We start from the raw sequence: 13,664 nt of genomic DNA, 5'->3' as shown, positions 1-13,664 counted from the left end.
CACAAGAGTCTGGCCTCGCGCGAAAAAATAGTTATACTGAAATCGTCGCGTCGGCACCGGACCTTATGACCACATCGTTTACATGGATAGAGAACGGACACCGAACAAACCTCGCCGCATCACTCCCGCCGTCCTTCTGGACACCGGGAAATACCTCCTCGTCATGGCCGGAATCATCTGGCTGCTGGCAGCCGGGTCGACCCGTTTGGGCTATAACTGGCAATGGTACCGCATACCGGCCTTCATCCTCAAACCGTCGGCAACCGGATATACCACGGGTCCCCTTCTGCAGGGTCTCGGCATCACCTTGGAGATCACAGCCATAAGCATGGTACTCATGCTCGTGCTGGGGTTGGGAACTGCTCTCATGCGCATGTCACGCTCCATCGTGGCAATAGGCGTGGCCAGGGTATACATGGAGTTGATCCGCAATACCCCGCTGCTCATCCAGCTCTTTTTCCTTTATTTCGTAGCGGGCCCAATCCTGGGATTGTCCGGATTCTGGGCGGCCGTCATCGCCCTGAGCATGTTTGAAGGGGCCTATGCCTCGGAAATATTCCGGGCAGGCATAACGTCCATAGACCGAGGCCAATGGGAGGCAGCCCGCAGCCTGGGAATGCCGCCCTCCGTGATGTACCGCAAAATCATCCTGCCACAGGCCATACGGCGGGTACTGCCCCCCATCACCAGTCAGGCAGTCTCCCTTGTCAAGGACTCGGCTCTGGTGAGCACTGTGGCCATCCTCGATTTGACGCAGCGGGGAAGGATGATCGACGCTGAGACCTTTCTGACCTTCGAAATCTGGTTTACGGTCGCAGCCATCTATCTCGTTGTCACACTCAGTCTATCGAGCGTGGCAAGAATATTGGAAAAACGCCTTGGCGGCATCTCGTCGCCAACAGCCTAAAGGAGGACCCATGACAATATGGAGAGCCATCCGAACGTCCAAGGGAATAATGATCGCCATTCTTGGCGTTTCCCACGTCACCTTTGCCCAGGCTTCATGCAAAACGAATAGCTAAACCGCAACAAGGAGCATACAATGAAGACGTTACGTATCATTACGGCTGCCGCAATCCTGTGCCTCGCCCTGGCCGCAGCAGGCTGCGGACCGGCCCCGGGAAAATCAGAAAGCACCGACACCAAATCCGCCGTGTCCGAAACTGCCCGGGAGAGCCAACTGGAGACCATCCTCAAGCGCGGCTCCATCAAGGTTGGTTTCGACACCTTCAAGCCCTGGGCCATGAAGGATAAAGACGGCAACTACATTGGATTTGAAATAGACGTTGCCCGCAAACTGGCCGAGGATATGGGCGTCAAAGTCGAGTTCGTGCCCACCAAATGGTCCGGCATCATCCCTGCGCTGCTAACCGGCAAGTTCGACATCATCATTGGCGGTATGTCCGTGACTCCCCAGCGCAATCTCAAGGTCAATTTTTCCATCCCCTACGAATTCTCGGGCATGTCCATCGTGGCCGACAAGAAATCGGCCAGCGGTCGCTCCACCCTCAAGGACTTCGATACGCCGGATACCACCATTGCCGTCAGGCTGGGCACCACGGCCGCCGAGGCTGCCAAGAACTTCCTGCCTAATGCCAAGAAGCTGTTCTTTGACGAGGAATCGCAAACCATCCAGGAACTGCTGAACGGCCGGGTAAACGCCCTGGTCGCGTCCAATCCCCTGCCCTTTACCCTAGTCAAGGAATACAGCGACTCGCTCTATCTCCCGCTCAAGGATGACTTCACCCGCGAGCCCATTTCCTTTGCCGTGCGCAAGGGGGATTTGGACTACCTGAACTGGCTCGACAACTGGGTTCGGGTCAATATGAGCAAGGGTTGGTTGCAGAACCGCTACCACTACTGGTTCTTCACCAACGAGTGGGAATCGCAGATTCAGTAGCAGAGTCCCGATTTGCCGCAACAAAAAGCCAAAAAGCACCTCACCCTGCCGGACGCCGCCATCCTGGCGGTGCTGGCGGGTGTTGTGGGATATTGCATCTACCGCGCCTCCATAGGGTTGAACTACCACTGGCGCTGGGAGGCAATTCCGCAGTTCCTGGTGCGCCACGACCAGACAACAGGGGCATGGCGTCCGGGGCTGCTGATACAGGGATTGATTACCACCATCCGCCTCAGCCTGTGGGCCGGAGTACTGGCCTCTCTGGCCGGGCTGGGGGTAGGGCTCATGCGAATCAGCCCGAAACTTTTCCGACGCCAGCTAGCAGGCACCTATGTGGGCCTGATTCGCAACACCCCGCCGCTGGTACTCATTTTCATCTTTTATTTTTTCATCGGCGACCAGATCATGCAATTGCTCGGCGTCGCCGAGTTCGTCCGCAATATCCCGCCGGAAACCGGCAACATCCTTTCCTGGCTCTTCGGCCCCATGGAACGTTTTCCGCAATTTCTCTCAGCCATCCTGACGCTGGCCCTGTTTGAAGGCGCATACATAGCGGAGATCGTACGGGCCGGAGTGGAATCCGTGGAAAAAGGCCAGTGGGAAGCCGCAACAGGGCTGGGTATGAGCAGGCCCAAGGCCCTGTTATATGTCATTTTACCCCAGGCGCTCACGCGCATGTTGCCAGCCCTGGCTGGACAGTTTATATCCATAATCAAGGATTCGGCCATTGTATCCGTCATTTCCATTGAGGAATTGACCTTTCAAGGCCAACAGATCATGACCACCACCTACCTGAGCTTCGAGGTATGGATTGTAGTGTTCATCCTCTATTTCGTCCTGACGTTCCTTTGCTCGCTGGCGGTGAGACGGCTTGAAGTCAGTTTGAAAAGATACTGATCCCGACCGCCCCGGAACAAAGCTATCGTGGAAGCATAAATACCAACCGTACCAAATTGGAGGCGGTTCAAATGAACGAAGATGTCAAAGTTTACGCCCTGTCTACCTGCATCCACTGCAGGAATGCAAAAAAATATCTGGACGATTGCGGCGTCAAATACAAATGCGTGTATGTGGATGAATTGACTGGCGACGAACGCAAAAAGATTGTGCAGGAAGTCAAGAACTACAACCCTGCGGTATCTTTTCCCACCATTGTCATCAAGGACAACGTGGTCGTCGGCTTCAACAAGGACAAGATAGACAAAGCCTTGGAGAAATAGCATGGACGCCAAACATCTTTACGAGACGCTCAAGAATCTGCAGGAACCCAAAGGGTATTACTTCAACGTGGATATGGAAACCATGACCATGCCGCTGCTGGAAAGCCTGCTCATCAACAAGGAGAAGCTCGGCTACATGGCTTGTCCGTGTCGTCTTGCCAACGGCGACTTCGAGGCGGACCGTGATATCGTCTGCCCCTGTGTCTACCGCGAGGAAGATGTTAAGGAATACGGAGCCTGCTACTGCGCCCTTTACGTCAGCAAGGAATACAACGAAGGGACCATTGAAAAGCAGGTGGTACCGGAACGCCGTCCGCCGGAAAAGATTCTCTTCTAATACCGATACCGAAAACAAAAAAGCCCAGGAAATTCTTCCTGGGCTTTTTTGTTACTTACCTTTCTTCCTCTAAATCACATCCCGAAGAATGCGTACCATGCGGTCACGCACTCCGGTTACGATCTCTGACTGGCTGACATTGCGGCCGCCCGCATATACCAGCATTCGCAGGGTCTCGCGCTGACGAAATCCACGGAAGTTGTTCTTCTTGCGCTTTATTTTCTCATCCTTGCCAAAGACGATGGTGGTGCCATCACTTTCTTCACGCGGAGCGACTGTGGCGAACGAGATGTCCGAAGCAATAACGTAAGTATCGTCGGTAACGTAGCTGCCGAGGATATACCCCAGGGTTGCTCCAGCTACCAAGCCTGCGCCCCCCTTGGCGATGGCCTCCCTCCCCTTGCCCTCCGAGACAGGATCATACGCTCCGGCGGTTCCGCCCAATGCTCCGCCTGCAAAGGCATACTTGGTACTCATATCCTGCTGAACCTGGCCGGAGTAGGTGACATTGATATCGAGCAGAATGCCAAAATCGTTGGTATTGACCGGTTCATACCCAAGCTCCCGGTAGGCGTTCTCCAACTGCCTACGGAAGCCATACAGGTCAAACGAAGGATCTCCCGAGGTGTTGCGGATGCGCAACTTGATCTTGTTGTTCACAAAAAGGCTGGAATCAACAATAAACTGATTGCTCATGGCAGAACCGTACATGAGCCCATCTTCCGCCTGAACCATGCCCATGCGGCTATTTGAGGCAAGGCACCCCTGAAGGATAAACGGTAAGGCCAGAATCACTAAGATGAGTATGGTGAGATTGCGTCGCATTAGTGCCCCTTCCTGTAGGCTACGTTATTCTGGTTCAGAAACTTGAAGACTTCCGAATAGTGGATGCTGAAGTTCAGGCCCACGGCAATTTTTGTTTCATACCCCCAGTCATTGACTCCAATAACATACGCGCCAAGGAATAGCGGACCACCGGAGTTGCCGTGGTTGATGGCGGTGTCCGTCTGAATGAACAAAACCGGCTTGCCTTTGACGCCCATTATGGAAGTATGCTCGCGCACACTGCTGATAATGCCTCGTGTCAAAGTGAAGTCGACGCCCTCGGGATGGCCAATGGCTTCCACATTGTCCCCCAGCTTGACATCTTTTCGATCATAGAAGGTTACTGGGGCTCCTCTATCCTGCACCTTGACCAAGGCGAGATCGAGACGGACATCCTTGGCAACGACCTTGCCGAACGTCTCGGTTTTGTCCCACTTCTTCAATTCAATGAATTTCTGCTCTTTAACTACATGGTAGTTCGTCAGGACGAGATCGCTGGTGACGTAAAAGCCGGAACCCAGCGAATTGGAGTTTTCAACCACGACCACGCTCTCAAACCGCTTATCCTCACGCTTGTCGAAGCCGTAGTCCTCCTTCTTGGCATTGGCCACGGCCACGTTGCGATTCTTGATGATGTTCCGCCGAATATCCGCCATGGAACCATAGGAATGGGCCTTGCCCCGGTGGCCCGCGTAATGGTCGAGCAACTCGGAGAGCTTCACCTTGACCGCGGATGATTCAAACTGATCCACGTCCTTCTCGGTGACATTGGTATTTTTAATCTCGTCAATGTTCGGGTCGGAGTCCTGAAGATTATAGGCAACAGTGAAGAATTCCTGTGAATGAATATCGAAGAAATCCGAGTAGTAACGTTTCTTGCGCTTGTCGACGACGTAATACTGGACCGATCCTGTCTTGATCGACTCAACTTCCACACGCTGGTACGGATATTCCTGATAGACAGCCTCCTTGATATAGCGAGGCGTCTTGCGAAGCTTATCCTTCAGTTCGTCCAGGTTTGCCTTAGCCTTATCCACCTCACTCGCCTTCCAGGGATCGGTATAAAGAAAGTCAGAAAAGGAATAACCGCCTCCGGTATAGCCACCGGCGCTAGCCGATTTGGTCATGTAAACCGTATTGGCCTGCTCCAACTCGACCTGAAGGACATCCCAATCGGGATTGTTTACTTCGCGGTAGCCTGCCACATAGGTTGACTTTACATAATTGCTTGTATCCACATGGCGATTCGTTCTCGTCATAGCAAGATTGAAAAGAATGACGATATCGGCATCTTTCACCGCCTTGCTCGCAAAACCAGTTTTGAGTGGTGCTGACGAGACTTGAAACGGCAAATCAAGATCCACCGCCACAGGGAATTCAATGACTCCCTTCTTCTTGAGCGTGTCGCTGGTGACCTCCAAAAAGGCGATCTTCACACCCGGTACGGCATTCAGTTTGAGTCCGGCCTCGCCCACCTTGGCATAGGCACCAAGCAACGTCGCCACATCCGCTTTTTCAGGTTTCGGACAAAGCTTGCGGAAATAGGCCGTAGCCAGTTCCTGTTTCATCTCATCCGATAAAACAGGCCCGTAGACCGTGGACAGATGAAGCAACCCGTCCTTGTCCGCCTGTTTGACAGCACCGTCCCACGCCTTCTGCTGGGCGGAAAGAATGGAAGCCGCATCAAGTGGAATAGGATAGGAGGCAAAGAAGTCGGGCGCGGAGGTCAGATCATACTTGGCAAAAGCAGCCCCGGCCCCCTGTTCCATGGCGGTACGCTTGTCTTGCAACAACTTCTTGGCCGGGTCCAAATCAGCCGGCCGATACGCTGAATTCGCAAAGAGTTTGATCGCTTCCATTTTAAGGACGACATCCTCCAAGCCTTTAAGCGCCGACTGAGCTTCGGGCCATTGGGAGGAAGCGCAGGGCCAGGATACGCCCTGGACCTTGGCCATGTTCTCTTCCAGCTGAACCTTGAACCGGCCCTCCATGGCAGAAGCCAGCTTTCCGAGCAGGGCCTGAACGTCCGGGTCGGAGCTGTTGGCCTTGAACCACTCGCGTTGCTCTCCGTAGACAGCTACCGCATCATCCAGCTTTTCCTGTACAACAAGCTCGCTGACACGATCTTCAGGGGTATAAAACAGATTGAATTGGGATGTGCCACCGGTTTTCCCGGTCTGGCAGGACGCCATCAAAGGCAAAAGACAACAAAAAATCGACGCCATCAGAATGACCCGTCGCATACAAACCTCTCTCTATCCCGGATGAAAACGAACAAAAGAACATCAGCACGATATTCAGAACAACATATTGGTTCGAAAGGAATAAACAACGCTTGTTCAAAACGCAATAAATTACAATAAAAAAAGCTCAACTTGCGAAACAAGTTGAGCTTTTACATATTATTTTAAAATGTTGCGTTACTGAGAGCAACCCAAGGCCTGATCAAGATCCGCAATGATATCCGCCGCATCTTCAAGTCCCACAGAAATGCGAATCAGGTCTGGCGGCACACCAGCGGCCAACTGCTCCTCAGGCGTGGACTGACCATGCGTGGTCGATGCCGGATGGATAACCAGTGTCTTGGCATCGAGAATATTGGCTAGGTGGGAACAGAGTTTCACCGATTCGATGAACTTGCGCCCGGCTTCCACACCACCCTTGATGCCGAAACCGAAAACGGCTCCCGGCCCCAGCGGGAAGGTATTCTTCGCCCTGTCATGGTCGGGATGGCTGGGCAGCCCCGCATAGTTGACCCATGCCACGGCCGGATGCCCTGCCAGGAACTCGGCCACCTTGCCTGCATTCTCGCAATGCTGTTTGGCACGTATCCCCAGCGTCTCCATACCCTGTATAATGAGAAAACTGTTCATGGGCGAAATGGTGGCCCCGGTGTCGCGCAACATGCCGATGCGCACTTTGGTCGTGAAAATCGGGCAAGGCCCGCTACCGCAACCAAGGGCATCCCACAGGCTGATGTCGTGGTAGGTCGGATCCGGAGCCGTCAATTCGGGATACCTGTTTCCTGCTGCCCAGTCGAAATCGCCCTTCTCCACAATGCCGCCGCCCATGGCCGTGCCGTGACCGCCGATGATCTTGGTCAGGGAATGGACAACGATGTCGCAGCCGATATCAAAAGGATCAAAAATGGGCGGCGGGGCAACGGTGGCATCCAGAATAAACGGCAGACCGTGGCGGTGAGCCACTTCGGCAATACCGCGCAGGTCATCCACGTTGCAGCGAGGATTGCCAATGGCTTCGCTGTATACCAGACGAGTGTTCTCATCGATGGCCGCCTCGAAATTTGCGGGGTCGGAGGAATCCACAAATCGGGCTTCGATGCCGAATCGCTTGAGGGTATGCTCGAACAGCGTCTGGGTGCCGCCATACAGATTGGAACCGGTAACAATATTCTGCCCGGCCGAAGTGATGGTTGTCACGGCATAGAAAATGGCCGCCATACCGGATGCCGTGGCAACGGCCCCCGCACCATGATGCAGAGCGGCCAACCGCTTCTCCATTACATCGGTGGTCGGGTTATTCAGCCGGGTGTAAATATAGCCCGGTTCCTTGAGGGAAAAAAGATTCGCGGCATGGGCCGCATCCTTGAAAAGATACGCCGTGGTCATATGCACGGGCACGGCACGCGAACCGGTTGCATCCGGCGTATGCCCGGCATGCAGTGCCAAGGTCTGCGTTCCTAATTTTTTCTCGTCCATGATGGATTCACTCCGTAATTCACTGGTTGATGCACCAGCATGCGAAAAAGATGACGGGATGGCAACTCCCGTTATGCCTATTCTCCTGCCTTGCTGGCAGAGGGCTGAGCTTCCAGCCAGGCGGCAAAAGCCTCCTGCGCCCGTTTCCCGTAGGCTTCCTTGCGGAACTTCTTTTTCATTTTGACATCCAACCCCGGCATGAGTCCGAAGTTGACGTTGGAAGGCTGAAAGACCTTCTCCGGCCTGGTGCGCAAATGACCAAGCAATGCTCCCAGAGCCGTTTTGTTCGATGGGGCGGCAAGTGATTCGCCGTTCAGCTTTGCTGCCAACGAAAGCCCAAGCCAGAGACCACAGGCGGCGGATTCGAGATATCCTTCCACTCCGGTGATCTGCCCGGCAAGATAAAAGCCGGGCCGGGCCTTCAGTTGCAACCCATCGTCCAGCACCTCCGGCGCATTGACGTAGGTATTCCTATGAATGGACCCCAGGCGCAGGAACTCCGCGTTCTCCAGACCGGGGATCATGCGAAACACCCGTTTCTGCTCCGGATACGTGAGCTTGGTCTGGAATCCCACCAGATTGAAAGCCGTCTTGTCGCGATTCTCCGCGCGCAGCTGAACAATGGCGAACGGACGTTCGCCGGTACGCGGGTCCACAAAACCAACCGGCTTGAGCGGACCAAAGGCCAGGGTCATCTCGCCCCGCTCCGCCATGGCCTCAACCGGCAGACACGCCTCAAAATGGATTTCCTGCTCAAAGGCACGCGGCTTGACCTTTTCCCCGGCCAGGAGTTCGGCCACAAAGGCCTTGTACTCAGCCTCGTCCATGGGGCAGTTAAGATAATCATCGTCCTCCGGCTTCCAACGGGAGCCCCAGAACGCTTTGTCGAAATTCACGGAATCCCGGGAAATGATCGGGGCGATGGCATCATAGAAATAGAGACGCGCATCGCCAACGGCGTCCATCAGGCTTTTGGCCATCCCCTCGGAAGCCAGCGGTCCGGCTGCGATGACGACTCCATCCGCGCCGGACAATGCCGGATCGTCCAATGAGACGATCTCGCGCCGGATTACGCTGATATTCAGATGATTCTCGATCTTATCCGTAATGTATTCGGAGAAGAGGGTACGATCCACGGCCAATGCGCCGCCTGCCGGGACCTCGGTAGCATGGGCAGCTTCCATTATCAGACTGCCCAGCGCTTCCATCTCCATCTTAAGCAGGCCGATGGCCGCCGCCGGTCCTGTGGCACGGAAGGAATTGGAGCAGACCAGCTCGGCCAGTCCATCCTCCAGGTGTGCCTCGGACCGCTTGTCCGGTTTCATCTCGTAGAGTTCGACCTCGACACCCGCCTCGGCCAGTCGCCAAGCGCAGTCACATCCGGCCAACCCGCCGCCAACAACGATCACCTTTGCCATTTACAAACCCCGATATCGTTTACGTTCGCTGCAATATGCCGTATAGCATCCGAAAACGGCGAACCGGTGAAATTCTTGATGAGCGATCCCCTACTCGACATTCGCGGGCTGACAACCTGCTTCTCCTCCCCGCGCGGCATCGCCAGGGCGGTGGATACCGTCAGCCTTGCCATTATGCAAGGAGAAACCCTGGCCGTGGTAGGCGAATCCGGATGTGGAAAAACCGTGCTCGCACTCTCCATTCTGGGCCTTGTACCCGACCCGCCGGGCCGTGTCACGGAAGGCAGCGTGCTGTACCGGGGTGAAGACCTGCTGGACATGGATGAAAGTGCCCTGCGCCGCATACGCGGCAATGCCATCTCCATGATATTCCAGGAACCCATGACCTCACTCAATCCGGTCTTCCGCATAGACGGCCAGATTGCCGAACCGCTGATCCTGCACCAGGGACTCCACCGGAAGCAGGCGCTGGAGCAGGCCGTGGAAGCGCTGGCACAGGTGGGCATTCCCAATCCCCCAAAAATTGCACGAGCCTATCCGCACGAACTTTCCGGCGGGATGCGGCAACGCGTCATGATAGCCATGGCCCTGGCCTGCGCCCCGGACCTCATCATTGCCGACGAGCCGACCACGGCCCTCGACGTGACCATCCAGGCCCAGATTCTGGACCTGATGGACAAGGTGAAGACGGAAATGAACGGCTCGCTCCTGCTCATTACTCACGATCTCGGCGTGGTGGCGCGCATGGCGACACGGGTAGCCGTCATGTACTCCGGCAAGGTGGTCGAGCTCTCGGACGCGGCCTCCCTCTTTGCCAAACCGCTCCACCCCTATACGCAAGGGTTGCTGGCCTCGGTCCCCATCCTGGGCGACCGCTCGGACCTGCATCCGGTTCCCGGCGTGGTTCCATCAATTTTTGATCTGCCCCAGGGGTGCCGCTTTCACCCTCGCTGTCCCAAGGCGTTTCCCAAATGCTCCCTGATCCTGCCGCCGCTCAGGCAGGTCAAGTCCGGCCGACACGTTCGTTGCTGGCTGTACGATGATAAAGAGGAAGCATAGCGCATGGCAGCCCTTCTCGAACTCAAGAATGTCTGCAAGCACTACCGCGTCAGCAGCGGCCTGTTTGGCCTGCAATCGGATACGGTACGGGCCGTGGACGGCGTCTCCCTCAGTGTGCAGCGGGGCGAGACACTCGGTCTCGTAGGAGAATCCGGCTGCGGCAAGTCCACCCTGGCCAAGTGCATCATGGGGCTGGAGTCCGTAACCTCGGGAGAAGTCGTATTCGAAGGCAGCCCAGTGCGGGAGTGGGACGAAACCGCCCTGCGCCGCCGTATGCAGATGGTTTTTCAAGATCCGTACTCCTCGCTCAACCCCCGCCACAAGATAGGCTCGATCATCCGCGAGGGGCTGGACATCCATAAAATCGGCACCCCGGCGGAACGCAAGGCCAAGGTAGAGGAGCTTCTGGCTCTTGTCGGGCTGCTTCCCGAACATGGAGCACGCTATCCGCATGAGTTTTCCGGCGGCCAGCGGCAGCGCGTTGCCGTGGCCCGCACCCTGGCTCTCGATCCGGACCTCATTGTCTGCGATGAACCGGTTTCGGCCCTGGACGTCTCGGTACAGGCGCAAGTACTCGCGCTGCTGCGCGATCTCCAAATCCGCCTCGGCCTGACCTATGTCTTCATCTCTCACGACCTGTCGGTCGTCAGCCACATCGCGGACCGGGTCGCCGTCATGTATCTGGGACACATCATGGAGATGGCACCAAGCGAACAACTCTTCGCCTCTCCCCGCCATCCCTATACCAAGGCCCTGCTATCAGCCGTCCTTGTTCCAGACCCGACGCTACAGGCACAGCACATCCCTCTCACAGGGGATCTACCCAGCCCCATGAACCCGCCGTCAGGGTGTCCTTTCCACACACGGTGCCCCAAGGCATTTGCCAAGTGCGAGCAAGAAAGGCCACCGTTGAAAGAAATTGAAACCGGCATACAAACCGCCTGCTGGCTTTACTAATAAAATTATAAATTTCAAATTATTAAAACTTAAACTTAATTTTATACTTTAAGGAATTGGAGTACGATATGTTGACTCGAAATGAAGCTCTGGAACTGCTGAAAGCACACAATACCGAAGCCAGCCTGATCAACCATGCGCTGGAATCCGAAGCAGTCATGGGTGCCTTGGCCGAAAAGCTGGGAAAGGACGTTGAGCTCTGGCGCATCACCGGACTGCTGCATGATCTGGATTATGCCACAACCAAGACCGAGACGGCCCGCCATGGACTGGACACGGAGGAAATGCTGGAAGGCAAGCTCCCCACGGAAGCGCTGGATGCCATCCGACGCCATGCCAACGACATGAACGGCGCCGAGGCCCCGTCCACGGACTTCGACTACGCCCTGCGCTGCGGAGAGACGGTTACCGGCATGGTACACGCCGGAGCCCTGGTCCGCCCCACCAAGATTGAGGGCATGAAAGCCAAGAGCCTCAAAAAGAAGATGAAGGACAAGGCCTTTGCGGCCAGTGTCAATCGCGAATGTATCCGCGAGTGCGACAAGATCGGCCTGGAGCTGGGAGAATTCCTGCAACTGGCCATTGATGCCGTGGAAAAGATTGCACCGGAAGTCGGACTGGCAAACTAGCCATCTGCGACAGACGAGAGTTATATCCATTAAAAACGGGTAAGGCCGCGCATTGTCCACCATTTCCGCTCCGTTCACCGAAGGCAACTCCCTCGTCCACAGGCTCGACCCCAGGTTCCGCCTGTTGGCGGCAGCCGTACTGACGCTGCCTGCGGCCGTCCTGCACGACCTCAAGGCCGCGCTGGCGGCGCTGTTGGTCGGGTTTCTGCTCGTGCTGCTGGCCCGGCTCTCGACGGGCCGAGTCATCCGGCGCGTATTGGCGGTCAATGCGTTCATCCTCTTTCTCTGGCTATTCATCCCTTTCTCAATGCCGGGCGATCAAATTCTCGCCTTGGGACCGTTGTCGGCCACCCGGCAAGGCGTGGACCTAGCCCTGCTGCTCACGGTCAAATCCAACGCCATCCTGCTCAGCCTCATGGCCCTGCTCGGGACCATAGCGGTGCAGGACCTCGGACCGGCCATGCAGCGGCTGGGCGTGCCGGGCAAACTCTGCCACATCCTGCTCTTTACCTATCGCTATATTTTCGTCATCCATCAGGAATACATGACGATGCGTCAGGCCATGCAGGCGCGGGGCTTCCACCCAAGAACAAACCGCCACACCTACCGTTCCTACGCATGGCTGCTAGGCATGCTCCTGGTGCGCAGCTGGGATCGTGCCGAACGGGTGCACGGTGCCATGCGCTGCCGCGGCTTTCGCGGACGTTTCTATACCCTGACCCGCTTTGCCGCCCCACTGGGCGACTACGTCTTTCTCGCGGCAACGTTGCTTTTGTCCGCCACGATCATCTGCCTTGAAATAATGAGAATACAATGAATCGAACCATCATTGCCCTGCACGACATCGTGTATGCCTTCCCTGGCCAAAATGCCACGTTGAATGGCCTCAATTTTCACCTTCATGAGGGCGAAAAGATAGGTCTTTTCGGCCCGAACGGCGCAGGCAAGACCACCATGTTGCACATCCTCATGGGGCTGCTGAAACCGAGCCTGGGAGAGGTCACCCTCTTTGGCAAAACCATGGCCGACGGCAAGGATTTCGATGAAGCCCGGCTCAAAATAGGATTCCTGTTCCAGCATTCCGATGATCAGCTTTTCTGCCCCACCGTGCTAGATGACGTGGCCTTCGGCCCCCTGAACCAGGGACTCACCCCTGAAGAAGCAAGGGAACGCGCAGCCGAGGCCCTGGCAACCGTGGGACTTTCCGGCTTCGAGGATCGGGTGCCCTACCGCCTTTCGGGTGGCGAAAAAAAACTCGTGGCCCTGGCTACCATCCTCTCCATGCGGCCTGAGGTCCTCATACTGGACGAACCGACCACCGGTCTTTCACCCGAAGCCAAGGAACGGCTGGTGGACATTCTGAAAAATCTGGAAATGGCCCGTCTTGTGGTTTCGCACGAACCGGACTTTCTCAGCGCCACCACGAACTCGCTCCTGGGCATGCGTGACGGCCGCATCCATCCCGGCAGCCTCAAGCCCCATTCCCACGTACACATTCACGAAGAAGGCGACATCCCGCACGAGCATTGACCCTATTCCTTCCCTCGCCCAGGGCGCGTACAGATACTGAAGCAAAACGTACCGGGAAGGATGGGTCTTC

The 13,664-nt window shown here is 56.0% G+C and carries 14 protein-coding genes; 10 read left to right on the top strand and 4 right to left on the bottom strand.

Going from position 1 to position 13,664, the window contains the following annotated elements; all coding sequences use genetic code 11:
- Window positions 1-82: 82 nt before the first annotated feature.
- The 5 genes from ACI0FG_RS06855 (at window position 83) to ACI0FG_RS06835 (ending at window position 3,457) form a co-directional block, all read left to right on the top strand.
- Entirely contained in the window at window positions 83-907 is an 825-nt protein-coding gene (locus ACI0FG_RS06855; protein ID WP_419787801.1) for an amino acid ABC transporter permease, read from the top strand.
- Between the two features lie 135 nt (window positions 908-1,042).
- Window positions 1,043-1,900, top strand: coding sequence for a transporter substrate-binding domain-containing protein (locus tag ACI0FG_RS06850; RefSeq protein ID WP_419787800.1), 858 nt, complete (start codon window positions 1,043-1,045; stop codon window positions 1,898-1,900).
- A gap of 12 nt (window positions 1,901-1,912) precedes the next feature.
- Entirely contained in the window at window positions 1,913-2,797 is an 885-nt protein-coding gene (locus ACI0FG_RS06845; RefSeq protein ID WP_419787799.1) for an amino acid ABC transporter permease, read from the top strand.
- A gap of 71 nt (window positions 2,798-2,868) precedes the next feature.
- Entirely contained in the window at window positions 2,869-3,120 is a 252-nt protein-coding gene (locus tag ACI0FG_RS06840; RefSeq protein WP_419787798.1) for a glutaredoxin family protein, read from the top strand.
- 1 nt (window position 3,121) lies between these two features.
- Window positions 3,122-3,457: a ferredoxin-thioredoxin reductase catalytic domain-containing protein gene (locus tag ACI0FG_RS06835; protein WP_419787797.1), complete on the top strand. Its 336-nt coding sequence runs from the start codon at window positions 3,122-3,124 to the stop codon at window positions 3,455-3,457.
- Window positions 3,458-3,526: 69 nt separating this feature from the next.
- Here the strand turns inward: ACI0FG_RS06835 and traT are convergent, their stop codons facing one another.
- The 4 genes from traT to trmFO form a co-directional block, all read right to left on the bottom strand.
- Window positions 3,527-4,282: a complement resistance protein TraT gene (traT, locus tag ACI0FG_RS06830; RefSeq protein WP_419787796.1), complete on the bottom strand. Its 756-nt coding sequence runs from the start codon at window positions 4,280-4,282 to the stop codon at window positions 3,527-3,529.
- On the bottom strand, window positions 4,282-6,525 hold the full coding sequence (locus tag ACI0FG_RS06825; RefSeq protein ID WP_419787795.1) for a S1C family serine protease: 2,244 nt from the start codon (window positions 6,523-6,525) through the stop codon (window positions 4,282-4,284). The genes traT and ACI0FG_RS06825 overlap by 1 nt, the downstream gene beginning before the upstream one ends.
- 177 nt (window positions 6,526-6,702) lie before the next feature.
- Entirely contained in the window at window positions 6,703-8,001 is a 1,299-nt protein-coding gene (locus tag ACI0FG_RS06820; RefSeq protein WP_419787794.1) for an O-acetylhomoserine aminocarboxypropyltransferase/cysteine synthase family protein, read from the bottom strand.
- A gap of 77 nt (window positions 8,002-8,078) precedes the next feature.
- Window positions 8,079-9,419, bottom strand: a complete 1,341-nt coding sequence (gene trmFO, locus ACI0FG_RS06815; protein WP_419787793.1) for a methylenetetrahydrofolate--tRNA-(uracil(54)-C(5))-methyltransferase (FADH(2)-oxidizing) TrmFO — start codon at window positions 9,417-9,419, stop codon at window positions 8,079-8,081.
- Window positions 9,420-9,497: 78 nt separating this feature from the next.
- Between trmFO and ACI0FG_RS06810 the strand changes: the two genes are divergently transcribed.
- From ACI0FG_RS06810 to ACI0FG_RS06790, 5 genes are all read left to right on the top strand, one after another.
- Window positions 9,498-10,478, top strand: coding sequence for an ABC transporter ATP-binding protein (locus ACI0FG_RS06810; RefSeq protein ID WP_419787792.1), 981 nt, complete (start codon window positions 9,498-9,500; stop codon window positions 10,476-10,478).
- Window positions 10,479-10,481: 3 nt separating this feature from the next.
- Window positions 10,482-11,435 carry an ABC transporter ATP-binding protein gene (locus ACI0FG_RS06805; protein ID WP_419787791.1) on the top strand — a complete coding sequence of 318 codons (954 nt, stop codon included), beginning with the start codon at window positions 10,482-10,484 and terminating at the stop codon, window positions 11,433-11,435.
- A 68-nt stretch (window positions 11,436-11,503) separates the two neighbouring features.
- Entirely contained in the window at window positions 11,504-12,064 is a 561-nt protein-coding gene (locus ACI0FG_RS06800; RefSeq protein ID WP_419787790.1) for an HD domain-containing protein, read from the top strand.
- Between the two features lie 52 nt (window positions 12,065-12,116).
- On the top strand, window positions 12,117-12,881 hold the full coding sequence (cbiQ, locus tag ACI0FG_RS06795; RefSeq protein WP_419787789.1) for a cobalt ECF transporter T component CbiQ: 765 nt from the start codon (window positions 12,117-12,119) through the stop codon (window positions 12,879-12,881).
- Window positions 12,878-13,594 (top strand): energy-coupling factor ABC transporter ATP-binding protein, encoded by a 717-nt coding sequence (locus ACI0FG_RS06790; RefSeq protein ID WP_419787788.1) that lies wholly within the window; start codon window positions 12,878-12,880, stop codon window positions 13,592-13,594. Before cbiQ ends, ACI0FG_RS06790 begins: the two co-directional genes overlap by 4 nt.
- Window positions 13,595-13,664 lie beyond the last annotated feature (70 nt).

It is taken from the genome of Pseudodesulfovibrio sp. 7M6, assembly GCF_050058625.1.
In the GTDB taxonomy this organism is placed as follows: domain Bacteria; phylum Desulfobacterota; class Desulfovibrionia; order Desulfovibrionales; family Desulfovibrionaceae; genus Pseudodesulfovibrio; species Pseudodesulfovibrio salinus.
Note: the sequence above shows the minus strand (reverse complement) of the source record. Positions and strands in the feature narration are given on the sequence as shown.

Coding starts and splice junctions, on each gene's coding strand:
- ACI0FG_RS06855 (WP_419787801.1), top strand. CDS start 83: ATGGATAGAGAACGGACACCGAACAAACCTCGCCGCATCACTCCCGCC.
- ACI0FG_RS06850 (WP_419787800.1), top strand. CDS start 1,043: ATGAAGACGTTACGTATCATTACGGCTGCCGCAATCCTGTGCCTCGCC.
- ACI0FG_RS06840 (WP_419787798.1), top strand. CDS start 2,869: ATGAACGAAGATGTCAAAGTTTACGCCCTGTCTACCTGCATCCACTGC.
- ACI0FG_RS06835 (WP_419787797.1), top strand. CDS start 3,122: ATGGACGCCAAACATCTTTACGAGACGCTCAAGAATCTGCAGGAACCC.
- traT (WP_419787796.1), bottom strand. CDS start 4,282: ATGCGACGCAATCTCACCATACTCATCTTAGTGATTCTGGCCTTACCG.
- ACI0FG_RS06825 (WP_419787795.1), bottom strand. CDS start 6,525: ATGCGACGGGTCATTCTGATGGCGTCGATTTTTTGTTGTCTTTTGCCT.
- ACI0FG_RS06820 (WP_419787794.1), bottom strand. CDS start 8,001: ATGGACGAGAAAAAATTAGGAACGCAGACCTTGGCACTGCATGCCGGG.
- trmFO (WP_419787793.1), bottom strand. CDS start 9,419: ATGGCAAAGGTGATCGTTGTTGGCGGCGGGTTGGCCGGATGTGACTGC.
- ACI0FG_RS06810 (WP_419787792.1), top strand. CDS start 9,498: ATGAGCGATCCCCTACTCGACATTCGCGGGCTGACAACCTGCTTCTCC.
- ACI0FG_RS06805 (WP_419787791.1), top strand. CDS start 10,482: ATGGCAGCCCTTCTCGAACTCAAGAATGTCTGCAAGCACTACCGCGTC.
- ACI0FG_RS06800 (WP_419787790.1), top strand. CDS start 11,504: ATGTTGACTCGAAATGAAGCTCTGGAACTGCTGAAAGCACACAATACC.
- ACI0FG_RS06790 (WP_419787788.1), top strand. CDS start 12,878: ATGAATCGAACCATCATTGCCCTGCACGACATCGTGTATGCCTTCCCT.